A 22,190-nucleotide genomic window follows, 5' to 3' on the forward strand; every position below is an offset into this window, starting at 1 on the left:
GATACTGACGACTATTCTATCAAGCCCTGCAACAGATGACGAAACTTGCTTTGCGACATTGGGTGCTGCTGACGACCCTGATGCCGACTCTGGTAGTCAGCCTGGGTCTGGCCAGTTATTTCAGTTGGGTCCGGCATCAGGATTTAGCCGCTGATTTAACCCAGCAGGCAGAAAATATTGCCGCCCCACTGGCCATAGCCAGCGAACATGCGTTGTTGCAAAACAGCCGTCAGGATTTAAAACGGTTACTGGACGCCAGCCACCGCAAAAACCCGGCGCTGGTAAAAAGTATCGCCATTTTTAATGCCGACCACGAACTGCTGGTCACCACCAATTACCACAAAGATTTTAACTTACTGAAGTTTCCTCTCTTTAGTGCCATTCCGGCTCAGCCCCAATTGGACCTGACGGATGACTATCTGGTCATGCGCTACCCTATTATTCCTGAATCAGTGGCTGCTGTGGCCGAGCCTTTGCCTCTTGGTTATGTAGCGGTACAACTGTCGAGGGACAAAAACCGGCTGCGTCAGCAAAGTGCGTTGCTTGGCACCTTGCTGCTGGTGGTACTGGCATTGGGCTTTGCCGTGTACGCCAGCCTGAAACTGGTAAAACGGATCAGCAACCCGGTGCGACAAATGAATGAGGTGATCCGGCAGTTGTGTCAGGGCCACTACCGCCAGCAGCTGCTGCCGGGGTATTTGGGCGAGCTGGAGCTTCTGCGCCACAATATTAATAATCTGGCATCTGCACTGAAACAACATGATGACGAAGTGCAACAAAGCATTGAACAGGCCACCTCGGATCTGCAACAAAGCCTGGAACAGCTGGAGATGCAGAATATTGAGCTGGATCTCGCCCGTAAACGGGCTCTGGAAGACAACCGCAGTAAGTCAGACTTCCTCGCCAAAATGAGCCATGAACTGCGCACCCCTCTCAATGCGGTTATTGGTTTTACCCGCCAGCTGCTGAAAACCAATCTGACCGCGAACCAGCAAGACTATCTGACCACTATTCAAAAATCTGCCAACAGTCTGCTGTCGCTGGTCAATGATGTGCTGGACTACGCCAAGCTGGAAGAAGGCCGGATGCCGATTAACCCCGAACCCTTTTCACTGCGGGATTTGCTGAATGATGCCACCGAACTGCTGGCCGCCAATGCCTTTGATAAGCAGCTGGAACTGGTGTTGTTTGTCGAAAATAACTGCCCGGATGACCTGGTGGCTGATCCGGTCAGGATTAATCAGATCCTGACCAATCTGGCCGGTAACGCCATCAAATTTACTGAGCAGGGCAGTGTGCTGATCCGGGTCAGTGGCCGGGCCCTGGCCGATGACCAGTGGCAACTGAAGTTCGCTATTCACGACACCGGCATTGGCATCAGTGAAGAGCAACAAAAGCAGCTGTTCGATGGTTTCAGTCAGGGCGACCAACATATAGGCAAAAGGTACGGTGGTACTGGTCTTGGCCTGGTGATCTCACAACGGCTGGTGCATGCGATGGGTGGCCGTATTGGCTTTGACAGCCGGCCAGGCGAAGGCTCTGTGTTCTGGTTTACCCTGCAATGCAAACGCCATCCCTTGTCCATTGCCGAACCCTTGCCTCTGACCGAGCTGAAACAAAAAAACCTGCTGTACTTTGAACCACAGCAAAATTCGCGGGAGGCCATGCTGGCACAACTGGAGCATTGGGGGCTTCAGGTGACCAGTTGCAGTAATATGACCCAACTGAGCCAGACGCTGTCGCTGCAGCCGCATTTTGATCTGATCCTGCTGGGCCGGGCTATCTCGCTGACACAGGTCAATCAGGTGATTGAACTGCTGCAGCAGCTGCGCCAGCACAGCGACCATATCTATATGTTGGTCAACACCCTGTCCCCCAATCTGCGAGAAGTGCTGCAGGCATCCGGTGCCAGCGCTGTGTTGGCCAAACCCTCGCATTACCGCAAGCTGGCAACAACCCTGGCCCAACCTTACCTGCAACACAATGAACACAGCCCGGCCTCGGAAAAACCCAAAGCCCGGCTGCGGGTGCTGTCCGTCGACGACAACGAAGCCAACCTGAAATTGATCAATGCATTACTCAGTGAAATGGTGGAACAGGTCGATTCTGCCACGAACGGGGCAGAAGCCTGGCAAAAGGCTTCGCAAATGCACTATGACGTGATTTTTATGGACATCAATATGCCGGTCATGGACGGTATCCAGGCCTGCCAGCGTATTCAGCAAAGTTCGCTCAATGAGGCCACCCCAATTATTGCGGTCACAGCCCATGCGTTGGATGGTGAACGCGAACGCTTGCTGGATTTGGGGTTTTGTGAGTTTCTGACCAAACCACTGGATGAAAAACTGCTGTTGTATACGCTGCGCGAATGTTGTCCGGAATTCCAGGGCAGCCAGAGCCTGGAGCCTGAACATCAGTTGCCACACAGTAAACAACTGGACTGGACTCTGGCGTTGCAACGGGCTGGCGGCAAACTGGATTTAGCCAAAGAAATGCTGTGGATGCTGGTGCAATCCTTGCCTGACGCGCAACAGGCTATCGGCCAGGCCATGGATCAGAACGACAGCCAGGCGCTGTTGCAGCATATTCACAAATTGCATGGGGCCAGTTGTTACACCGGATTGCCTGTACTGAAGCAGTTGACTGAGCTGCTGGAAACCCAGCTGAAAAAAGGCAAAAGTATTCTGGAGCTGGAACCCGAGTTATTTGAGCTGCAGGACAGGCTGAGTGCTCTATTGCAGGATGCAACTCACTGGCCTGAACTGGTCTGAAGATCAGGGCTGTACAAGGCCAGCTGCTGCCCGGATTTGCGGGCATGCAGCATGGCCTTTTCGGCATCATCCACCAGGCAAGTCAGGTGATAACCCGACCAGCGCGACAGACTGACCCCACCGCTCACCAGAGCCTGCTGTTCCGGCACCAGCGGGCTGAGGATAGGCAAAACCGCATCCCGGCAAATCTCAGCCAGCATCATGGCTTTGTCCGGATCGGTTCCCGGCAGCAGCAACGCAAATTCAAAAGGCCCGACCCGCCCGAGCAGGTCCTGATTGCGCAAAAAATTGCGACATGCCTGTACGGCCTGCGCCAGTAGCTGGTCTGCAGCCTGCGTCCCCTGTTGCTGCTGGATCTGTTGCAAGGCGGTCAGCTCCAACCGGATCAGCGCCAGCTCCTGCTGCTTCTGCGCGGCTTTTTCCAGCAAGGCTCTGGCTTGCTGCGAAAAGTGGCTTTTATTGCTGATCCCTGTGGCTGAATCTATTTCGGTCTGCTGTTTCAGGGCAGAGCGGCTCCGGTACAACCGGTATAACCACAGGCTCAGCCCCAGCACAAAGAGGGACAGCAACAGAATCAGCACCTGGGTATAAGCCGCCTGATGTTGCATAGAGGACTGCTCGGCTTTCAGCAGCCGGTTGTCTTTGTCCAGCGATTCGATCTGGCGTTGTTTGGCTTCCACATTCAGCTGAGCATTGTAATAGGCCTGCTGTTGTTGCCGTTGATGCTGCATCAGGCTGCTAAAGGCCCGCAGATAGGCTTCATGGTATTCCAGCGCCTGCTGATACTGGCCTTGTTGCCGGGCCAGTCGGTACAACACCAGCCAGGCCGAGGCTTTACTCTGATCCTTATCGGCAAGCCGGCTGATCTGCAGCACGCGCTGTGCAGCCTGTCGGGCAAGTTCTGGTTGTTCGAGTCCGAAATAGACCTCGGCCAATGCCAGATCAAAATCTGCCAGTAGTCTCGGAAACGCCAGATCTGTCACTTTTTGCTGGTAGTTCAGTAACAAACTCAGCGCCTGCTGGTACTGCCCCTGCTGCACCAGATCATTGGCCTGACTGATTTTCAGCATACCGGCGAACAGCCATTCCTTATGTTTCAGGCAAAACTGCACTGCAGAGTCCAGATACTGACGCTGGGCGGCAAACTGCCCGGTTTGCAGATAGGCTTGCGCTTTTTGCTGTTTGGCTTTGCACAGACTGGTCGCCGACACGGGCTCTGCTTCCAGTTGGCTGGCGTATTCAATCGCCAGTTCAGGTTGCCCCGCATGCAAATAGGCCAGAGCTATCACCAGTAACCCCTGTTCCCGGGCTGCAGTCTGCGTCACCACAGGCAACTGCTGCAACAACAGTTCCAGCTGGGTAAAAGCTTCCAGATACTGCTGAGAGATCAGATAACTGTTGAGCATCAGCGCCCTGGCCCGGAATGCTAAAGCGGACTCAGGTTGCTGCCGGCTCAGTGGCACCAGACGCTGCAAAGCCGCATCCGGATCGCCGAGGTAAAGTTCGGCATAAGCGAGTAAGAAGTTCAGATAAGCCAGATCAGCCGGCGACATACTGGATTTACGCTGCTCAAAGCTATGCAGACGCAGCTGAAACTCGGCAAAATCCACAGTTTTGATCCGATCCGTGTTTTGCAATTGCTCATGCCAGCTCCCTGTTGCAGACCAGACCAGCCAGGGGAAAAACAACCACAGACAGCACCACAGACGACCTGACACAGCACAACTCCTTTTGCGTTTTATCTAGGGTAAAGGGCGGATAAAAAAACAACAAGCCTCGCGTTGGTTGTTAACCTTTCTTATAAAAATTTACGTTTCTAAAATAACTGTGGCACAGGCATAAGCCTGCTCGTCACTGATAGATAACCAGACAGAACTCACTTGCAGACGGTCAGCCAGTTCACGGGCCGGTCCGGTCAGCTCCAGCACAGGCCGGCCCAGACTGTCATTACTGACGATAAAATGCTGAAAGGAAATACCCCGGCCTATGCCGGTACCCAAGGCTTTGGCGGCCGCTTCTTTGGCGGCAAAACGTTTAGCAAAATAGCGGGCCGGCTGACCATGCGCCGCCATAATCTGTTGCTCAGCTTCAGTCAGTACCCGTTGTACTAAACGGGGAGAGCGGGCCAGGCTGAGCTCGATACGGCTGATTTCGACTATATCAGTACCCAGCCCCACAATAGCCATTAACGGCGCGCCTCCAGCATCAGGCGTTTCATCTCAGCCACCGCAGCACCCAGGCCGGAGAAAATAGCGCGGGCCACAATGGCATGCCCGATATTCAGTTCATGCATTTGCGGAATAGCGGCTATCGGCTGCACATTATGGTAATGCAGGCCATGGCCGGCGTTGACAATCAGGCCCTGGCTTTGGGCGAAAGCGGCTGCACGGCGAATGCGATCCAGCTCGGCCTGCTGCACCTTGGGGTCTTCGGCTTCGGCATACTGGCCAGTATGAATTTCAATATAAGGCGCACCAGTGCGGGCAGCCGCTTCGATTTGGCGTTCATCCGCATCGATAAACAGCGACACCAGGATGCCTTTTTGCTGCAGGCGCTGCACAGCATCCTGAATTTTGCTGAATTGGCCCGCCACTTCCAGGCCGCCTTCGGTCGTCAGCTCCTGACGTTTTTCCGGCACCAGGCAACAAAAGTGTGGGTCCAGCTGTTCAGCAATGCCCAACATTTCTTCGGTCACCGCCATCTCAAAATTCAGCCGGGTGCTCATGGTCTGACGCAGCACAAATAAATCGCGATCCTGAATATGACGGCGGTCTTCCCGTAAATGCACAGTGATACCGTCGGCGCCAAACTGCTCAGCCATTAACGCCGCGTGCACAGGTTCTGGGTAATGGGTGCCACGGGCCTGACGTAAGGTGGCGACATGGTCAATATTGACACCAAGATAGATAGGGTTCATCCGTTGTCCTTTAGCTGTTGAAATAAAGTGCGGCTGGTTAAAGGTTTGGAACCCAACAAAGGTGCCAATAAAGCCCGGCTTAAACTTTTGGCCGCTTTTAAACTCTGCGCTTGCCAGTCGGCCTGGCCTATCGCCTGCAGATCGGCCCCCAACCAGCCCGAACTGGCCTGTTGCCAGCCTAGTTCAGGCCACCACTGGTAATACTGGCCTGGTTTCAGTTCAGCACCACTGGCGTCCTGCTGCCAATCCAGCGGTGAGCCCAGTTCTGCCAATAACGCAAATTCAAACTGCCGCAGGCAAGGTTCCAACGCCTGCACAGGCAGCAACTGCAATGTATGGTGATAAAGCCCAAACAACTGCTCAGAATTCGTCTGACCGGGCCAAAGCCGGCAAATCAGTTCATTCAGATACAAGCCGGCAAACAGCAGTTCCCCTTGCAGTGGCAGTGCGGGCTCTGCCTCTTCGGCAAAGCTCACTGTTTTCAGGTCACTGCGGCCTGTCAGTTGCAGCTGCAGTAACTGAAAGGGTTGCCAGCTTAAGCGGCTTTTGGTTTTACCACTGCTTTTGCGCACCACAGCGCTGACCCGGCCCAGTTCAGGCAATAGCAACTGCAACAGCAATTGCTGCTCTTTGTACGCATGGCTGTGTAACACATACCCAGGCCAGACGTTGCCTTGCATTTAGTCTTCGCCGTAACCCAGGCTGCGCAGCGCCCGTTCGTCGTCGGCCCAGCCTGATTTCACCTTGACCCAGATTTGCAGAAACACCGGTTGTTCAAACAGGGCTTCCATATCTTTGCGAGCTTCAGTGCCAATGGTTTTCAGCCGCTCACCTTTATTGCCAATGACCATACGTTTTTGGCTGTCGCGCTCCACCAGCACCAAGGCCGCAATATGGTAGTGTTTTTCTTCCCATTTAAAGCGTTCAATTTCCACAGTGACGGAATAAGGCAGCTCGTCGCCTAAAAAACGCATCAGTTTTTCCCGCACTATTTCAGACGCCATAAAACGGCTGGAGCGGTCTGTAATGTAATCTTCCGGAAAGAAAAACTCACAAGGCGGCAGGCTGCTTTGCACCAAAGTACGAAGACGGTCCACGTTAGTGCCTTTTTGTGCCGACACCGGAATAATTTCTTTAAAGGACAGCTGGGTACCCAACCACTGTAAATGCGGCAGCAACTCTTCTTTGTCTTTAAACTGGTCGACCTTATTCACCACCAGAATCACAGGTTTTTGCGCCGCAATTAAGCGGTTCAGCACCATCTGGTCGTCATCCGTCCATTTGCTGCCATCGACGACAAAAATCACCAGCTCCACATCCAGAATAGAGCTGGCGGCCGCTTTGTTCATCAGGCGGTTGATGGCGCGTTTTTCGTCGCTGTGTAAGCCCGGCGTATCAACATAAACCGTCTGGTAGTTGTCTTTGGTATCAATACCAATAATACGATGCCTGGTGGTCTGGGGTTTTTTCGAGGTAATACTGACTTTTTGCCCAACCAGCTGATTCAGCAAAGTGGACTTGCCAACATTAGGTCGGCCAACAATGGCCACCAGCCCGGCGTAAGTTTCAGCGCTCATGGTTAATTTGTTCCAATAAAATATGGGCGCAGTCCTGTTCGGCTTTACGCCGCGAACTGCCGGTCGCAATCACAGGTTCCCGGCCTGCCACTGTGCAGCGTACTGTAAAGGTTTGATCGTGGGCGTCGCCTTTGGTGTCGATCACTTCATACAAAGGCAACGCCAACCGCCGCCCCTGCAGGTATTCCTGCAGCTGAGTTTTACTGTCTTTTTGCACCCCAGGTTGAATCACTGTCAGCCGGCTGCCGTACCAGGTCAGGATCCGCTCTCTGCACACCTCAATGCCAGCATCCAGATAAATGGCGCCTAAGATGGCTTCGACAGCATCCGCCTGAATGGACTCCCGGCGCAGGCCACCGCTTTTCATTTCGCCGGGCCCAAGCCGCAAATACTCTGCAATGCCCAGTTCTTTGGCAATTTCCGCCAACGTCACTCCTTTGACCAAGGATGAACGCATCCGGGTCAGGTCACCTTCACGGGCTTTGGGAAAATGCTGAAACAGCGCTTCGGCAATCACCAGACTTAAGATGGCGTCACCTAAAAATTCAAGGCGCTCATTATGGGCGCCTTTGCAACTGCGGTGGGTCAGGGCCTGTTCCAGCAGGCTGGCCTGCTGAAACTGATACCCCAGTTTTTTCATCAGGCCAGTGACAGGTTGTGTAATCACTGAATTTTACCTAAGCGTTCAAAACGCACACCCACCGGCACCCAGGAAGGCAGGCTGCTGTCCGGATCGCTGCTGAATTCAAAACTCATCCAGATAAACACCGCTTTACCGACCAGATTGTCTTCCGGCACAAAACCCCAGAAGCGGCTGTCTCGGCTATTGTCGCGGTTATCACCCATCACAAAATAATGGCCATCCGGCACCACAAACTCTTCAATACCGGTGCCAGGCTGTTTGTAATAATGCATCAGTTGTTCAGGTTTAAACGGATGCTGCAGAATATCGTGTTTATGCTCACCCAGCTGTTCAGTAAAACGTTTGGTGGGCAACTCACCGTCCATAAACTCGCCTTCCGCCTGCAAAGTCAGCGGCACCGGTTCTAAAGCAGGGCACTGGGCTTTATCCGCCTTGTCACAGGCTTTTTGAATAAATAACTGCTTGTTTTTATAAACAATGCGATCGCCAGGCAAGCCAATAGCCCGTTTAATGAAATCGACAGTCGGCTGCTCAGGGTACTTAAACACCACTACATCGCCACGTTCCGGTTTGCCGTTGCTGTACAGGGTTTTGCGCCAGACCGGGTCTTTGATATCGTAGGAATATTTTTCCACCAGAATAAAATCACCCACCAGCAGAGTAGGCATCATCGAACCGGACGGAATTTGAAACGGCTCATATAAAAAGGAGCGGATCAGGGTAATAGCCAGAATCAGCGGGAAAATTTCAGCTGCAGTTTCAGCAATGTAAGAGCGGGATTGAATCAGCCCCGCAGCTTCAGGTGGCAGCGCCCCTCCGGCAGCAGCTTCAGCCTGCACCAGTTTCAGCTTGCGTTTGGGTGCCAGCACCATAGCGTCATATAACCAGATCAAACCACTGGCAACTGTCAGTACCACTAAAAAGATTGCGAAATAACCCGCCATACAGATCCTTTGGTTTATTTACCGACTTTCAGAATAGCAAGGAAGGCTTCTTGTGGAACTTCCACATTCCCTACTTGCTTCATACGTTTTTTACCTTCTTTCTGTTTCTGCAACAGCTTTTTCTTCCGGCTGACGTCACCGCCATAACACTTGGCCAGTACGTTCTTACGTAACTGTTTTACCGTGGTGCGGGCAATCACGTGCGCACCGATGGCCGCCTGAATGGCAATATCAAACATCTGGCGCGGGATCAGCTCTTTCAGGGCTTCGGCCAGCTCACGGCCACGGCTTTGGGCAAAGTCCCGGTGGCTGATAATGGCCAGTGCGTCGACCCGCTCGCCGTTGATCAGAATATCGACCCGCGACATATCTGACACCTGGAAGCGCTTAAAGCTGTAATCCAGCGACGCATAACCACGGCTGGTGGATTTCAGGCGATCAAAGAAGTCCATCACCACTTCGGCCATTGGCAGTTCATACACCACAGCCACCTGACGGCCGTGATAGGTCATATTGATCTGCACACCACGTTTTTCAATACAGAGGTTGATCACGTTGCCCAGATATTCCTGCGGCACCAGAATATGGGCCTCCACAATAGGTTCACGGATTTCATCAATATTGCCGACTGGCGGTAAATCAGACGGGTTGTCGACCATCACGATTTCACCGTTTTTCTGCACCACTTCGTACACTACAGTCGGCGCTGTGGTGATCAAATCCAGGTCGTATTCCCGCTCCAGACGCTCCTGAATAATTTCCATATGCAGCATCCCCAGGAAGCCAATACGGAAACCAAAGCCCAGTGCTGTGGAGTTTTCTGGTTCATAAAATAATGAAGAGTCATTCAGGCTGAGTTTTTCCAGCGCGTCACGGAAATCTTCGTAGTCGTCGGTGGACACCGGGAACACACCGGCATAGACCTGAGGTTTAATACGTTTAAAACCAGGCAGCGCCTGAGTGGCTGAGTTCCGTGCCAGCGTCAGGGTGTCGCCTACCGGCGCACCTTTGATTTCTTTAATACCGGCGATAACAAAACCTACTTCACCGGCGCTCAGAATGCCGGTGTTATTGGCCTTGGGCGTAAAAATACCCACTTTGTCCACTTCATAGGTCTGGCCGGTCGACATCACTTTGATTTTGTCTTTGGCACGAATAGCACCATGTTTGACCCGCACCAACGACACAACCCCCTGGTAGGGGTCGAACCAGGAATCGATAATCAGCGCCTGAGTGGGTGCATCCACATCCCCTTCCGGGCATGGAATATTGGCAACAATGGTCTCCAGCACATCTTCAATCCCAATACCGGTTTTGGCAGAACACTGCACAGCACCTATGGCTTCAATACCGATAATGTCTTCAATTTCCTGCGCCACCCGATCAGGGTCCGCCTGAGGCAAATCGATTTTGTTCAGAATAGGCAGCACTTCCAGGTTCAGCTCCAGCGCCGTGTAGCAGTTAGCAACCGTCTGCGCTTCTACACCCTGACCAGCGTCTACCACCAGCAGCGCCCCTTCACAGGCTGCCAGCGAACGGGATACCTCATAGGTAAAGTCGACATGGCCTGGCGTATCGATAAAGTTCAGTTGGTAAGTTTCACCATCTTTGGCTTTGTAGTGCAAGGTCACCGACTGCGCTTTAATGGTGATGCCACGCTCACGCTCCAGGTCCATGGAGTCCAGCACCTGTTGTTGCATTTCACGGTCGCTCAGGCCACCACAGTGTTGGATCAACCGGTCAGACAGGGTCGATTTACCATGGTCAATGTGAGCAATGATCGAGAAGTTACGAATATGAGTTAATTTTGGCATTTTTTCCGTTAAAGCTGCTAAGGCGCCCCACAGCATGGCGGGGAAGACGGCCTGATGGTTAATTCAGAACAATTTGGCGCGGATTGTACTCGATCTCAGCTTTGGTTGCTACGTATGCAGTTGTAACAGAACAAGCGGTTTCAGTGATGCTGCAGACTGATTTGCGGTAACACCTTCAGGATATGTACGGGTTCAGCGGCACACTGCTGCCGGCGCAGCCGGACCAGGGCAAAAGCCAGGCCCATAGCCGACAGAGACCCCAAAGCAACAGTTCCATCGGGGAACTGCAGATGCTGCAATAACAACGCCATCAGGATAAGGCAGGCCAGAGGCCAGAGGTACACCAGAGCGGCGGCACTGAGCAGTTGCTGTTCAGTGACAGCGATTTGCACTGTTTGTCCGGCCAGTAACTCGGTATGGCCGGAGACGAAAAAAACATTCTCTTTTGGCGTTAAGGCTTTAGCCACCACAGCTGTGCCACAGTTGTCATGGGCCTGGCAGGCATTGCAGCTGGTTTTGGCCTGGGTTTTTAGCCAGACTCCGGTTGCATCCGTCTTTACTACAACAGCAATTTCTTCCAGCATTTATTGCACCGATTCAGCAATCTGCCGTGCCACTTCAATGGAAACAGGACCAATCACTGTGACGTCAAACTGGTTTTTTGGCATCACAAAAATAGTGGTGGCACCATCCCGATACGCCTGGGCCGGCAACTGAGCCGTCGGCTGCACAAAAACGGACACCTGATGCAACCCATCTGACAGCAACCATTGCTCCATCACCTGATTTGGCTGAGCGACAGAAGCGACAGGCAACGCCTGATAACCTGCAGGTAACCAGGCCAGTTCCAGCGGACTTTGTGGCACTTGCTGGTCCGGCAGCGGCGGGATGTTTTGCGGTAATTGTGCAGTCAAGGCCGGCGTGAGTGCGGCCGGAAATTGTTCAAGCGGCTGAATATGGGTCACCACCCAACGCTCCAGCGGGTCCTTTTGTTGGCCAATGGTGTCTATTTTCAGTGGAAAACCTGTTTGTGCATCCAGCCACAACCAGTAACCAGGCCTGTCGTTATCAAAAGCAGTCAGCCGCAGCAATTGGGCATTGCGACCGGACAGTTGAGTCACACCACCGGCCACTGCATCGTATAACTGCTGGATGCGGTCTAAGTCCTGATACAACAGCGCCGGCAGCTCTTTAATGCTTTGGTTATTGGTCGCCATCGCCGAACGCTCAGGCGCAAAATAATACACCTTGTCATTGCGACGGAGAATTTCCAGTCCGGCCTGCTCCAATGGCATCAGTTGTTCCAGTTCATCGTCCCCCTGTACGCCATGCAGCCAGCGATAGCTGTCCACCTGGTTGGGTTTGATCACCACAAAAGAAGCTTCGAAATTGTATTGCCGGACGGCCTGCTGACAGCGCTGAAACCAAGTCCAGCCTGAGTCATCTGCCTGACTCAGACCGGAAAAGGTCAGAAGAATGAAGGCACAACAAACGCCTTGCCAATGCATGATTAGTTCTCTTGTTTTTCAGCCTCAACCGGCGCTTTTGGCGCCTGATGCTGCGCGGTTTCCATCACGCGAATTTGCTGATGATGCGCCTGCAACAGTTGTTGCAAACGTTTTTGTTGTTCCAGCATCGCCTGACGCTGTTCCTGCTCAAAGCGGGAATCCACCGAGGTCTGGCTTAAGCTGACCGGAGTGGCAAAACCAGCAACAGGTTGAGTCTGCAGTACGGGCAGTGGCGTGTTCAAATCCGCATCCGGACCTGCCGCCTGAAACTGCTGCACACCCACCACAGCCATCAGGGCTACCGCCGCAGCGACAGCCCCTTGCATGCCCATGCGGGCCCAGCTGTTATTGGCTGCGTCCGCCAGTTTTTGCCATAAACTGCTGTTCACGACTGAAGGCGTCACAGCTGTTAACTGATAGGTAGTTTCCTGTTCCAGTACAGCCGCAAAACGATCCGCGAAATCCAGATCAATCTGCGCCGGTAATTCATTGCGAATGGCTGCGCCAATCAGGTGGTAACGCGCAAAGCTTTGTTGCAATTCAGTGTCTTGCAGCAATGTATCCAATTGCTCCGGAGCTATCGCCTGATTATCACCCGCCGCCGAGAGCCAATCTGATTTTTCTAACGACATACTGATTCCTGTTCACTTATGGGTCAGCTAATGAGCGGTTTCAACTGCGCATCAATAGCTTCACGCGCACGGAAGATTCGACTTCTGACTGTGCCTATTGGACAGCCCATCACTTCCGCAATTTCTTCATAGCTCAGACCATCCAGTTCACGCAAGGTTATTGCGGTACGCAGTTCGTCCGGCAGTTTTTCTATGGTCGTAAATACAACTTCACGGATCTCCTCGGACAACAACAGCTTTTCCGGCGAGTCCTGTTCTTTTAAAGCGTCTGAGCCTTCAAAAAATTCGGCATCGTCGGCATCCACATCTGTTGACGGTGGTTTACGGCCAGTCGCCACCAGGTAATTCTTTGCGCTGTTTACAGCTATACGGTACAACCAGGTATAAAAGGCACTTTCCCCCCGAAACCCAGGGATCGCACGATAAGCTTTGATAAAAGCTTCTTGAGCGACATCAGCGACATCGCCATGGTTTGACACATAACGTGACACCAGGTTAGCGATTCGGTGCTGATATTTACGCACCAGCAGATTAAAGGCTGCTTTATCCCCTTGTTGTACCCGCTGGACAATTTGCCAGTCCAATTCCTGCTCGCTCATCCGAGCTTTTCCCCTAAAGCTAACTACTACTTCTTTTTTGCACTGGCACTCATCAGGCGTACCCTTGAGACGCGCCTTCAGGTAAATAGTTCTGTAACTTTGCAAAAAAAAGTTACAATTGCGACGATTTACCCGGCGTGCCGGCGGTTAGAAGTGTATAAAGACCCAAATTTCTGACAGTTCACTGTGTTTTCCGGAGTTAGTGTATCTGATGCCTGAACAAAAAAAACATCTTTGTGACGTACTGATCATTGGCAGTGGTGCCGCTGGTTTGTCGCTGGCATTGCATCTGGCTGACGCTGCGCAGGTGATAGTGCTCAGTAAAGGCGCATTACGTGAAGGGTCGACCCTCTATGCCCAGGGTGGCATTGCAGCCGTCTTTGATGAAAACGACAGTATCGCCTCTCATGTCGACGACACTCTGATTGCAGGAGCCGGTTTGTGCGAACAGGCCGCTGTGCAGTTCACCGCAGAAAACGCTAAATCTGCGATGCAATGGTTGATTGAGCAGGGCGTGCCTTTTGATCAGTACCGTGACGAAGACGGTGTGCTGAAATACCACCTGACCCGCGAAGGCGGTCATAGCCACCGCCGTATATTGCACGCCGCCGACGCCACAGGCCGTGCTGTGCAGATCACTTTGGTCGATCAGGTCAAAAACCACCCGAATATCCGCTTACTGGAAAACTACAACGCTATAGACCTCATTACAGCACGCAAACTGGGGGGGCATACCGAAAAATGCCATGGTGCTTATGTCTGGAACCTGCAGTCCGAACAGGTGGAAGTGATAGGTGCCAAGTTTATTGCGCTGGCCACAGGCGGCGCCAGTAAAGTGTATTTGTACACCTCCAACCCGGATGTGGCCAGTGGTGACGGCATTGCCATGGCCTGGCGCGCCGGTTGCCGGGTCGCCAATATGGAATTTAACCAGTTTCACCCAACCAGCCTGTACCACCCGGACGCCCAGAATTTTTTAATCACTGAAGCCATGCGTGGTGAAGGCGCTTATTTGAAACGGCCGGATGGCAGCCGCTTTATGCCAGATTTTGATGAACGGGCCGAACTGGCACCTCGGGATATTGTCGCCCGCGCCATCGACTTTGAAATGAAAAAACTTGGTGCCCATTGTGTGTATCTGGACATCAGCCATAAGCCGAAAGACTTTATTATTGAACACTTTCCGACCATTTATGCCAAATGCCTGGGTGTGGGCATCGACATTACCAAACAGCCAATTCCAGTGGTGCCTGCGGCTCATTACACCTGCGGCGGCGTGATGACCAACCTCAAAGGCCAGACCGATATTCCTAACCTGTTTGCAATAGGTGAAGTGGCTTACACCGGCCTGCATGGCGCCAACCGCATGGCCAGCAATTCACTGCTGGAATGTGTGGTCTTTGCCCAGGCCGCCGCCAGAGAAATTAAGGCCGAACTGGCAAAGTCCTGTGAGCCACCGGAATTACCTGTTTGGGATGAAAGCCGGGTGACAGATTCGGACGAAGAAATTGTCATTACCCACAACTGGCATGAGCTTCGGATGTTTATGTGGGATTATGTTGGCATAGTGCGCACCGACAAACGACTGGAGCGGGCCTTGCACCGGGTAGAGCTTTTACAGCAGGAAATCCAGGATTATTACCGCAACTTCCGTGTCAGCCATAACCTGCTGGAACTGCGTAATCTGACCATGGTGGCGGAGCTGATTATCCGCAGTGCGATGGCCCGTAAAGAAAGCCGCGGACTGCATTACAACCTGGATCACCCGGCTTTGCTGGACGCGCCACAGCCGACTATCTTAACGCCGGGGTTCTGAACTGTGGCCTTGCCACTGCACGGTCTGGCAGACCCGGCACAAGGCACGAAAGTCGGCCTCATTGAAATTATCCCGGTATAACCAGAGTTGGTGCTGTTGCTGCTGTGGGTCTTGCCAGCGCAGTAAGACCCCATACTGGCTGATTAAACTCTGTGACTGAATTTGCCCTGCGGCCAATGCGTCATCCGCCCAGCGGATCTGGCCATGTTCAGCCAGCCAGCATTGCTCAGCCGGAACTGGCTGGCGCCATTGTTGCAATAACTGATAAAAGCAGAAAAACAGCGCGGGCCAGAGCAGCAGCCACCACCAGCCATACACAGGGTGCACGGCAAACAACAGCAACACCGCCAGTAGCTGAAGCCGGCAACGCCACCGCCGCCAGCGGCTTGGCTGAATTTTTAAGTTATACCCGTACCCGTTGAACAATCAGGTTCACCAATGCCTGCAGTTCAGGCTTATCAGATTTGGCATGGCCCATAAACCAGGCAAACAAATCCGGGTCATCGCAGGCCAGCAGTTGTTCAAATTCTGCCTTTTGCTGCTCTGTCAGGCCGTCATACCCCTGCTCGACAAAAGGCGCCAGCAGCACATCCAGTTCCAGCATACCGCGACGACAAGCCCAACGTAACCGGGCCTTACTCATTAACTCTGCCATTTCATTATCCGATCCACCTGAGAACTGGCGGATTCTAACAAAAAACCCCCAGAGGGGTTGAGCTTTTGCCGATTTCGCCCAATGATCGCCAGAGAACCATTGAACTGAAGTGACCCCAATGCAAGCAAGCTGGATCAGTGCCGAACAACTGGCGGCCTTATCAACCCAACATACAGGCGCCAGCCTGAGCCCTCTCCCTGCGTTTGAAACCCTGCGGATCACCGGGCCGGATCAACGTAAATTTTTGCAGGGACAAACCACCTGCGATCTGAATCAACTGACTGCAGATAATTTTCTGCGGGGCGCCCATTGTGACGCCAAAGGCAAAATGTGGGCGGTGTTTCATCTGAGCCAGCAACACGACGAGCTGTGGTACACCGCCTTTCGGGATGAACTGCAGGCCTCGATGCTGCAACTGAAGAAATTTGGGGTGTTTTCCAAAATCAGTTTCGAGCTGGCCCATGACAGCCTGGCGACCCTGGGTGTCAGCGGCGCTGGCGCAACAACACTGTTAGAGCGGCTCGGCGCTACAGCTCCGGCTGAAGGCCAAAGCAGCCACTGGTCAGGCGGCAAAATTCTGGCGCTGGCAGCAGAGCATTATTTAGTGGTGCTGCCAGTAGCCGAAGCACAGGCGCTGGCCAGCCGCAGCGATTTACCCTGGGCCGCCCCCACCGTCTGGCTGGCCCGGCATATTCAGGCCGGTCTGCCATATCTGGAGCAGGCGGTGATTGGCGAATATGTGCCGCAAATGCTGAACTTACAAAGCCTGAACGCCATCAGTTTTACCAAAGGCTGTTACATAGGCCAGGAAACGGTCGCCCGTATGAAGTATCTGGGGAAAAACAAAAGAGCCGCTTATATCCTCAAGGGCCCCAGTACAGAAACTCCGGCCAGCGGCACCGATATTGAAGTACAATGGTCAGACAACTGGCGGCGGGTAGGCCAGGTAATTAATGCGGTGAATATTCAGGGGCAACTTTGGGTGTTGGCGGTGTTACCAAACGATCTCGACCCTGCTGATCCACTGCGATTGGCAACTCCGGAAGCATCGGCCCTGCAGGCAGCGCCTTTGCCCTATTCACTGACTTAACGAGGTTTTTTATGAGCGTTGCAGCGCACAAAGTAGTTGCTATTCATTACACAGTGGCCGACAAACACGGCAATGAACTGGACAGTTCAACCGGTGGCGAGCCGCTGGTGTTTATTCACGGCACAGGTTCGTTGATTCAGGGCCTGGAAAACGCGCTGTTGGGCAAACAGGTGGGCGATAAATTCCAGGTGGAAGTGGCTGCGGCCGAAGCCTATGGCGAACGCCATGACGAACTGACACAGGCGGTTCCCCGCGAAATGTTTAACGGTATGGACGTGCAGGTTGGTATGCGTTTTCGCGCTGCGGGCCCGGACGGTCGTGAGCAATCGGTGATCGTGCTGGAGGTGACAGACGAAGAAGTGGTGGTGGATGGCAATCACCCGCTGTCTGGCATGGATCTGTGCTTTGATGTGGAAATTGTACTGGTGCGTGATGCCACACCGGAAGAGCTGGATCACGGCCATGTGCATGGCCTGGATGGCCACGCCGGTCACTAAACCACCAACGGAGCCACAGGCTCCGTTTTACTTTTTAAGGAGGAAAACAAAACATGCTGCGAGTGATTGCTGTAGCTGCAGTGGCGCTGCTGCTGACCGCCTGCTCCAAACAGGAAGTCGGCGACGTCAGTCTGGGGCTTTTTACCACCAAAGATATTAAGGTTCAGAGTTTTACTGACCCGAAAATCAGTGGCGTCACCTGCCATATCAGCCATGTTGAAGCTGACCTGGATTTAGCCGACCCGTCCGACATGTCGATTGCCTGCCGTCAGACCGGCCCTATTACTGCCGAAATGCTCAGCGGTATCGACCGCTCTAAAAACGGCGAAGTGATTTTTACTACATCCAAAAGCATTCTGTTTAAACATCTGAAAATCCGCCGGATTTATGATGCCAACCATCAGACCCTGATGTATCTGTCGTACAGCACCAAAGAAAGCACCGGCAGTTACAAACATGCGCTCAGCACAGTGCCTTTGTGGGGCACGCAAGCCTGGCAGGCGCCAGTGAAGGCGCCCTGATCAGGTTTTGACTTTAAACTGGTCGCTGCTCAGCACCCTGACTTTGTCTCCGGACGTCAGGGTGTCCCCACCCCGGATCACCACTTGCTCTCCGGCTTGAATAGCCGCATCCACAGCAATCAGTTTGCCAACGCCTTGCCCCAGTTGCACCTGCTCCTGCCGGGCCTTTTGATCGGCCCCTACCACAAATACAAACTGACCATCGCTTTTTACTACCAGTGCATCCCGTGGCACCAGCAACTGCTGTCGCGCCAGCGCTGTGGGCACGGCGACCGAGACCAGCTGTCCAACCTGAAAATATTCCAGCAATTCGGCTGGTACTTTGAGCCTGGCTTCAAAAGTTTGGGAGCGGCTGTCTGACAGCGGGATCACGGTACGCACTTCCAGCTGCGCCTGACCGGCGCTGTGAAACACCTGCAGCTGCTGCTGGCTTTGCATAAAAGCAGCGTATTTCAGCGGGGCAAATACCACCACCTCCAAATCACTGACATTGACCAGCCGCAACAAGGCGTCCGTTCTGCTGATGTCTTCACCGTATTGGTGAAAACGCTGCGCGACCACGCCGGCAAAAGGCGCTTTGACTGTGCTTCGATTGATCTGATCCTGCAATTGCGCCATTTGCGCCTGCAATAAACGCAGTTCAGCCGCCGCGCTGTCCCGCTCTGCCGCGACCTGATCGAGCTGGGTTAAAGCGACACTGTTGTTTTTACTTAAGGCCAGTAAACGTTCAGCATCTTTTTGCAACCGTTGCCACTGGATTTCTGCCCTGCTGATGCGGGCCTGCATTTCATCTCCACGCAGTTGCAATGGCGTTGTGTCCAGCCTGGCTATCACGTCATTCTGTTTGACCACAGTACCGGGTTCCGCCAACCACAGAAGCCGTCCTTCGACACCGCTGGTCACATCGGCCTGATAACGGCTTTGCACCTGAGCCGATACTGTGGTCTGTGGCACCACCACCTGCTGCTCGACCAAGGCGACACTGACCACTTTTTCTGACGCCTGCTGCGCCTGAGCCAATGACGAATGCAAGAGCACAACACTGCACAATCCCACCACTATCGCTACGTTAGCCCGCATGGGACACCTCCTGCTTGTTCTGCAACCAGCCTGCCAGCTGCAGACCGCTGGTCAGCCTGAGCAGTGCTGGCATCAGCACTAAACTAAAACACATACTAAACACCATACCCCCCACTATTACCGCCGCCAGGCCCCGGTAAATCTCTGAACCTACACCGGGCACCAGCACCAGTGGCAACATACCGAAAATACTGGTCAGGGTGCTCATAAAGATAGGCCGGGCCCGGGTCAGCACCGCCTGGTACAAGGCTTCATCAATGCTGGCGCCGGCCTGTTCGGCCTGACGGCATTGATCCACCAACAAAATGGCGTTATTGACCACCAGCCCCAGCAGGATGACAAACCCTATCATGGTCAGTAAATCCAGCGACTGAAAACTCACCAGATTCAGGCCTCGCAGTGCAAGAACCCCACCGGCCACGGCCATCGGCATGGTCAACACGACCAACACACTGTCTTTGGCGCTGCGGAACAGCGCCGCCATCAGCAGGAACAAAATAAAAATGGCCACCACAAAGTTAGTTCCCATCTCCTGCATAGCTCCGGCTAAACGGTCGGAATTACCGCGAAACTGCATTGAGACGCCTGACGGCAACTCAGTGCGCAGCGGGGTCAGCAACTGCTGTTGCAGCAGTTGCATCGCCTCATCCAGCGGCATGGTCGCTGGCGGAGTAATTTGCAGACTGATGGTGCGTAAGCCGTTGATACGCTGCAACGACGTTGGCCCTGTGGTGTAACTCAGTTGGCTGAGCTGACTTAAGGTCTGGCTGCCAGCTGCAGGCGTATGCAAAGGCGTCGCCGACAATTGCTCAGGCGTCTCCCAACCCTGACCTTTCAGGATAATGTCCATCCGTTCATTGCCGTCAAAATACTCACCTATATAGATACCATCTGTGACAGCCCGCACCATATTGGCGACGGTAAAGCGGTCAATCCCGCTTTGTGCAATACGATCTTCATCCGGCAGTAGGCGCAATTCTGGCTGGGCCAAGGCCAGGTCCGGCACAGGTCGTACTGTGGCACCTGCCAGCAAAGCTTCGACTTTAGGCATCACCGCCGCCGCTTGCTGCATCAGCACCGGCACATCCGGTCCCTGGAAATCCAGGTTCAGTTCGCGGCCACTGCCAAAACCAAAGTTAAATAACGAGCCCTGCACACTGAAGGCCCTGGTGTCCGGCAGGCCCACCAGAATCTCTTCGCGCAGCAATTTAATCATGTCGTCAATGCTGTCCGGGTCGTCCACATAAACAAAAAGCACATTAAAACCGCGGTTAATCGACAGGTTATAGCCTTTGATCGAAGGATACTTTTTATCCTGGTAATAAGGCCGCAGCCGCTCCACCAACAGGTCGCCCACTTCCTGTTCCAGCACCTGCATATTGGCACCTGGTGGCAAGGAAAAACCGGAAAAGACGGTATCAATAGAAGCCTGAGGTAAAAAGTCAGCTTTGGGCAACAGCAACACCACCAACAAAGCGGCCCCTGGCACCAGAGCCATACACCAAAGCCAGGCTTTGGTGCGGGAGCTGGTCAGTTGCGTCAGCCGGGTTGCCAGCCCCTGCCAGAAATGCACTTGTTCAGGTGCCGCCGCTTTGGGCTTCAGCCAATACAAAGAGGCCACAGGCAATACAGTTAAAGCCACAAACAACGAGGCCGTGACCGCCACCGCCAGGGTTAATGCCAGATCATAAAACATCTGCCCGGCCACCCCCTGCATAAAGAGCACGGGCAGAAAAATAGCCACTGTGGTCGCAGTGGACGCCCAGAGCGCTGCACTGACTTCACGGCAGCCTTTTTTCACCGCCTGCGCCAGGGCAAGCCCCTGCTGACTGAGCCGGACTATGGTTTCCTGCACTATGATGGCCGCATCCAGCACCATACCAACCGCAAAGGCCAACCCAGCCAGCGACACCACGTTCAGAGTACGGCCACAAAGCTCCAGAATGACAATGGAGGTCATCAGCGACACCGGAATGGTCAGGCCAATCAGCACCGTCGCCTGCCAGCCACGCAAAAACAGATACAGAATGGCCAGCGACATCGCGATACCAAGCAGCAGATTGCCGTTTACCAGCTCAATGGCCCGTTTGATATGCACAGAGGCATCAAAACTCAGCACAATTTCAATGCCGGCCGCTTTGAGCTCCTGCTGGTTCAGCGCTGCAATGACCCGGTTCAGCTCATCCAGAATAGCCACCGTATTGGAACCGCTGCTGCGCTGCAGCGTCACATAAAAGGCCGGAAAACCATTGCGTTTGGTAAAGCCGCCCTGTTCGGCATAACCCACACTGACTTCAGCCACTTCATGCAGGTATACAGGCCGGTCGTTCTGATAGGTCACGACCATCTGCTGGTAATGCGACGGGTCATACTGGCCAACAAAACGCACTGTGTATTCGCGCCGGCCCACTTCGGCAAAACCACCAGACACATTGCTGGCTCTGCTGATCCGGCTGCTCAGTTGATCCACCGTCAGTCCCAGCGCAGCCAGCCGGTATGGGTCGAACACTATATGCAGCTCTTTAGCCCGGCGGCTGGCCAGATCGACCTGAGACACTCCGGAAATGGCTTTCAGTTTGGGGTAAACCACATCGTCGATCAGAGGTTGCAACGCAGTGAAATCACCATCGGCCTGTTCATCCAGCTTGCGGATCAGCAGACTGGCGACAGGACCAGCCCCACTGTTAATAGTGACCACAGGTTCGGCTGCTTCCCGTGGTCGCGGTGGGGCCTGGTTCAGGGCGTTAATGACATTCAGCATGGCCTGCTGCATATCCTGACCCACTTCAAAGGTCAGGGTAATAAAACCAAAACCAGCGCCAATAAAACTGCTGCTCTCAATAACACCCGGCACGGTACGCAGCGCTGACTCCTGGGGTTCGATAATGGTGGATTCCATTTCTTCAGGAGCCGCGGCCCGCCAGCCGTTCTGAATAAAAATCTGTGGCTGCTCAATGGATGGCAATAACTGGATAGGCAATTTCAGCACCGCCAGGGCACCAAAGACCAACATAATCAGACTGACCACCACCACTGCAGCCGGGCTTTTCACACTGAGCCGGGTCAAATCCATAAAAAATACTCCAAGTTCAATCTCGATAGCACTGTACCTACTACACTGCTTTG

Annotated in this window: 21 protein-coding genes; 5 read left to right on the plus strand and 16 right to left on the minus strand. The window is 53.5% G+C overall.

Annotated features, from left to right (window positions below):
- The first annotated feature begins 35 nt into the window (after window positions 1–35).
- On the plus strand, window positions 36–2,771 hold the full coding sequence (gene barA, locus WKJ03_RS08545; protein ID WP_337841770.1) for a two-component sensor histidine kinase BarA: 2,736 nt from the start codon (window positions 36–38) through the stop codon (window positions 2,769–2,771).
- Here the strand turns inward: barA and WKJ03_RS08550 are convergent.
- The 12 genes from WKJ03_RS08550 to rpoE all read right to left on the minus strand — a co-directional run bounded on the left by WKJ03_RS08550 (window position 2,750) and on the right by rpoE (window position 13,405).
- Window positions 2,750–4,489, minus strand: a complete 1,740-nt coding sequence (locus tag WKJ03_RS08550) for a diguanylate cyclase (protein WP_337841771.1) — start codon at window positions 4,487–4,489, stop codon at window positions 2,750–2,752. The genes barA and WKJ03_RS08550 overlap by 22 nt on opposite strands.
- Before the next feature lie 90 nt (window positions 4,490–4,579).
- Window positions 4,580–4,957, minus strand: coding sequence for a holo-ACP synthase (gene acpS / locus WKJ03_RS08555; protein WP_337841772.1), 378 nt, complete (start codon window positions 4,955–4,957; stop codon window positions 4,580–4,582).
- A complete protein-coding gene (pdxJ, locus tag WKJ03_RS08560) occupies window positions 4,957–5,688 on the minus strand; it encodes a pyridoxine 5'-phosphate synthase (protein WP_337841773.1) in 732 nt (243 codons plus the stop codon). The genes acpS and pdxJ overlap by 1 nt, the downstream gene beginning before the upstream one ends.
- The gene (recO, locus tag WKJ03_RS08565; protein ID WP_337841774.1) at window positions 5,685–6,368 is read right to left on the minus strand and encodes a DNA repair protein RecO; all 684 of its coding nucleotides are present in this window, start codon (window positions 6,366–6,368) and stop codon (window positions 5,685–5,687) included. Before recO ends, pdxJ begins: the two co-directional genes overlap by 4 nt.
- A complete protein-coding gene (era, locus tag WKJ03_RS08570) occupies window positions 6,369–7,265 on the minus strand; it encodes a GTPase Era (protein WP_337841775.1) in 897 nt (298 codons plus the stop codon).
- Window positions 7,255–7,905: a ribonuclease III gene (gene rnc, locus WKJ03_RS08575; RefSeq protein WP_337841941.1), complete on the minus strand. Its 651-nt coding sequence runs from the start codon at window positions 7,903–7,905 to the stop codon at window positions 7,255–7,257. The genes era and rnc overlap by 11 nt, the downstream gene beginning before the upstream one ends.
- Window positions 7,906–7,928: 23 nt before the next feature.
- A complete protein-coding gene (lepB, locus tag WKJ03_RS08580; RefSeq protein WP_337841776.1) occupies window positions 7,929–8,852 on the minus strand; it encodes a signal peptidase I in 924 nt (307 codons plus the stop codon).
- A 14-nt stretch (window positions 8,853–8,866) separates the two neighbouring features.
- Entirely contained in the window at window positions 8,867–10,666 is a 1,800-nt protein-coding gene (gene lepA / locus WKJ03_RS08585) for a translation elongation factor 4 (RefSeq protein ID WP_337841777.1), read from the minus strand.
- 140 nt (window positions 10,667–10,806) lie between these two features.
- Window positions 10,807–11,250 (minus strand): SoxR reducing system RseC family protein, encoded by a 444-nt coding sequence (locus WKJ03_RS08590; protein ID WP_337841778.1) that lies wholly within the window; start codon window positions 11,248–11,250, stop codon window positions 10,807–10,809.
- A complete protein-coding gene (locus tag WKJ03_RS08595; RefSeq protein ID WP_337841779.1) occupies window positions 11,251–12,174 on the minus strand; it encodes a MucB/RseB C-terminal domain-containing protein in 924 nt (307 codons plus the stop codon).
- A 2-nt stretch (window positions 12,175–12,176) separates the two neighbouring features.
- Window positions 12,177–12,806: a sigma-E factor negative regulatory protein gene (locus tag WKJ03_RS08600; RefSeq protein WP_337841780.1), complete on the minus strand. Its 630-nt coding sequence runs from the start codon at window positions 12,804–12,806 to the stop codon at window positions 12,177–12,179.
- A 23-nt stretch (window positions 12,807–12,829) separates the two neighbouring features.
- Window positions 12,830–13,405: an RNA polymerase sigma factor RpoE gene (rpoE, locus tag WKJ03_RS08605; protein WP_337841781.1), complete on the minus strand. Its 576-nt coding sequence runs from the start codon at window positions 13,403–13,405 to the stop codon at window positions 12,830–12,832.
- A 211-nt stretch (window positions 13,406–13,616) separates the two neighbouring features.
- Between rpoE and nadB the strand changes: the two genes are divergently transcribed.
- Window positions 13,617–15,221 carry an L-aspartate oxidase gene (gene nadB, locus WKJ03_RS08610; RefSeq protein ID WP_337841782.1) on the plus strand — a complete coding sequence of 535 codons (1,605 nt, stop codon included), beginning with the start codon at window positions 13,617–13,619 and terminating at the stop codon, window positions 15,219–15,221.
- On the opposite strand, the gene WKJ03_RS08615 is transcribed toward nadB, so the two are convergent.
- Entirely contained in the window at window positions 15,204–15,647 is a 444-nt protein-coding gene (locus WKJ03_RS08615) for a protein YgfX (protein WP_337841783.1), read from the minus strand. The genes nadB and WKJ03_RS08615 overlap by 18 nt on opposite strands.
- The gene (locus tag WKJ03_RS08620) at window positions 15,625–15,876 is read right to left on the minus strand and encodes a succinate dehydrogenase assembly factor 2 (RefSeq protein ID WP_337841784.1); all 252 of its coding nucleotides are present in this window, start codon (window positions 15,874–15,876) and stop codon (window positions 15,625–15,627) included. The genes WKJ03_RS08615 and WKJ03_RS08620 overlap by 23 nt, the downstream gene beginning before the upstream one ends.
- 118 nt (window positions 15,877–15,994) lie before the next feature.
- Between WKJ03_RS08620 and ygfZ the strand changes: the two genes are divergently transcribed.
- The 3 genes from ygfZ to WKJ03_RS08635 are packed head-to-tail and all read left to right on the plus strand — an operon-like array spanning window position 15,995 to window position 17,984.
- Complete coding sequence (gene ygfZ / locus WKJ03_RS08625) at window positions 15,995–16,966, plus strand: tRNA-modifying protein YgfZ (RefSeq protein ID WP_337841785.1); 972 nt, start codon at window positions 15,995–15,997, stop codon at window positions 16,964–16,966.
- 11 nt (window positions 16,967–16,977) lie between these two features.
- On the plus strand, window positions 16,978–17,463 hold the full coding sequence (locus WKJ03_RS08630; RefSeq protein ID WP_337841786.1) for a peptidylprolyl isomerase: 486 nt from the start codon (window positions 16,978–16,980) through the stop codon (window positions 17,461–17,463).
- Window positions 17,464–17,516: 53 nt separating this feature from the next.
- Window positions 17,517–17,984: a CreA family protein gene (locus WKJ03_RS08635; RefSeq protein WP_337841787.1), complete on the plus strand. Its 468-nt coding sequence runs from the start codon at window positions 17,517–17,519 to the stop codon at window positions 17,982–17,984.
- Here WKJ03_RS08635 and WKJ03_RS08640 read toward each other — a convergent pair whose 3' ends face one another.
- Window positions 17,985–19,064, minus strand: a complete 1,080-nt coding sequence (locus WKJ03_RS08640) for an efflux RND transporter periplasmic adaptor subunit (RefSeq protein WP_337841788.1) — start codon at window positions 19,062–19,064, stop codon at window positions 17,985–17,987. It lies immediately after the preceding gene.
- Window positions 19,054–22,137 carry an efflux RND transporter permease subunit gene (locus WKJ03_RS08645; RefSeq protein WP_337841789.1) on the minus strand — a complete coding sequence of 1,028 codons (3,084 nt, stop codon included), beginning with the start codon at window positions 22,135–22,137 and terminating at the stop codon, window positions 19,054–19,056. Before WKJ03_RS08645 ends, WKJ03_RS08640 begins: the two co-directional genes overlap by 11 nt.
- Window positions 22,138–22,190: the final 53 nt, after the last annotated feature.

It is taken from the genome of Rheinheimera sp. (assembly GCF_037442525.1).
In the GTDB taxonomy this organism is placed as follows: Bacteria; Pseudomonadota; Gammaproteobacteria; order Enterobacterales; family Alteromonadaceae; genus Pararheinheimera.

Bases quoted from the DNA above. Each gene is read 5' to 3' on its own strand.
- barA (WP_337841770.1), top strand. From the start codon at position 36: ATGACGAAACTTGCTTTGCGACATTGGGTGCTGCTGACGACCCTGATG.
- WKJ03_RS08600 (WP_337841780.1), bottom strand. From the start codon at position 12,806: ATGTCGTTAGAAAAATCAGATTGGCTCTCGGCGGCGGGTGATAATCAG.
- era (WP_337841775.1), bottom strand. From the start codon at position 7,265: ATGAGCGCTGAAACTTACGCCGGGCTGGTGGCCATTGTTGGCCGACCT.
- lepA (WP_337841777.1), bottom strand. From the start codon at position 10,666: ATGCCAAAATTAACTCATATTCGTAACTTCTCGATCATTGCTCACATT.
- WKJ03_RS08645 (WP_337841789.1), bottom strand. From the start codon at position 22,137: ATGGATTTGACCCGGCTCAGTGTGAAAAGCCCGGCTGCAGTGGTGGTG.
- pdxJ (WP_337841773.1), bottom strand. From the start codon at position 5,688: ATGAACCCTATCTATCTTGGTGTCAATATTGACCATGTCGCCACCTTA.
- WKJ03_RS08635 (WP_337841787.1), top strand. From the start codon at position 17,517: ATGCTGCGAGTGATTGCTGTAGCTGCAGTGGCGCTGCTGCTGACCGCC.
- ygfZ (WP_337841785.1), top strand. From the start codon at position 15,995: ATGCAAGCAAGCTGGATCAGTGCCGAACAACTGGCGGCCTTATCAACC.
- WKJ03_RS08590 (WP_337841778.1), bottom strand. From the start codon at position 11,250: ATGCTGGAAGAAATTGCTGTTGTAGTAAAGACGGATGCAACCGGAGTC.
- nadB (WP_337841782.1), top strand. From the start codon at position 13,617: ATGCCTGAACAAAAAAAACATCTTTGTGACGTACTGATCATTGGCAGT.
- WKJ03_RS08595 (WP_337841779.1), bottom strand. From the start codon at position 12,174: ATGCATTGGCAAGGCGTTTGTTGTGCCTTCATTCTTCTGACCTTTTCC.
- rpoE (WP_337841781.1), bottom strand. From the start codon at position 13,405: ATGAGCGAGCAGGAATTGGACTGGCAAATTGTCCAGCGGGTACAACAA.
- WKJ03_RS08640 (WP_337841788.1), bottom strand. From the start codon at position 19,064: ATGCGGGCTAACGTAGCGATAGTGGTGGGATTGTGCAGTGTTGTGCTC.
- acpS (WP_337841772.1), bottom strand. From the start codon at position 4,957: ATGGCTATTGTGGGGCTGGGTACTGATATAGTCGAAATCAGCCGTATC.
- lepB (WP_337841776.1), bottom strand. From the start codon at position 8,852: ATGGCGGGTTATTTCGCAATCTTTTTAGTGGTACTGACAGTTGCCAGT.
- rnc (WP_337841941.1), bottom strand. From the start codon at position 7,905: ATGAAAAAACTGGGGTATCAGTTTCAGCAGGCCAGCCTGCTGGAACAG.
- WKJ03_RS08620 (WP_337841784.1), bottom strand. From the start codon at position 15,876: ATGGCAGAGTTAATGAGTAAGGCCCGGTTACGTTGGGCTTGTCGTCGC.
- WKJ03_RS08630 (WP_337841786.1), top strand. From the start codon at position 16,978: ATGAGCGTTGCAGCGCACAAAGTAGTTGCTATTCATTACACAGTGGCC.
- recO (WP_337841774.1), bottom strand. From the start codon at position 6,368: ATGCAAGGCAACGTCTGGCCTGGGTATGTGTTACACAGCCATGCGTAC.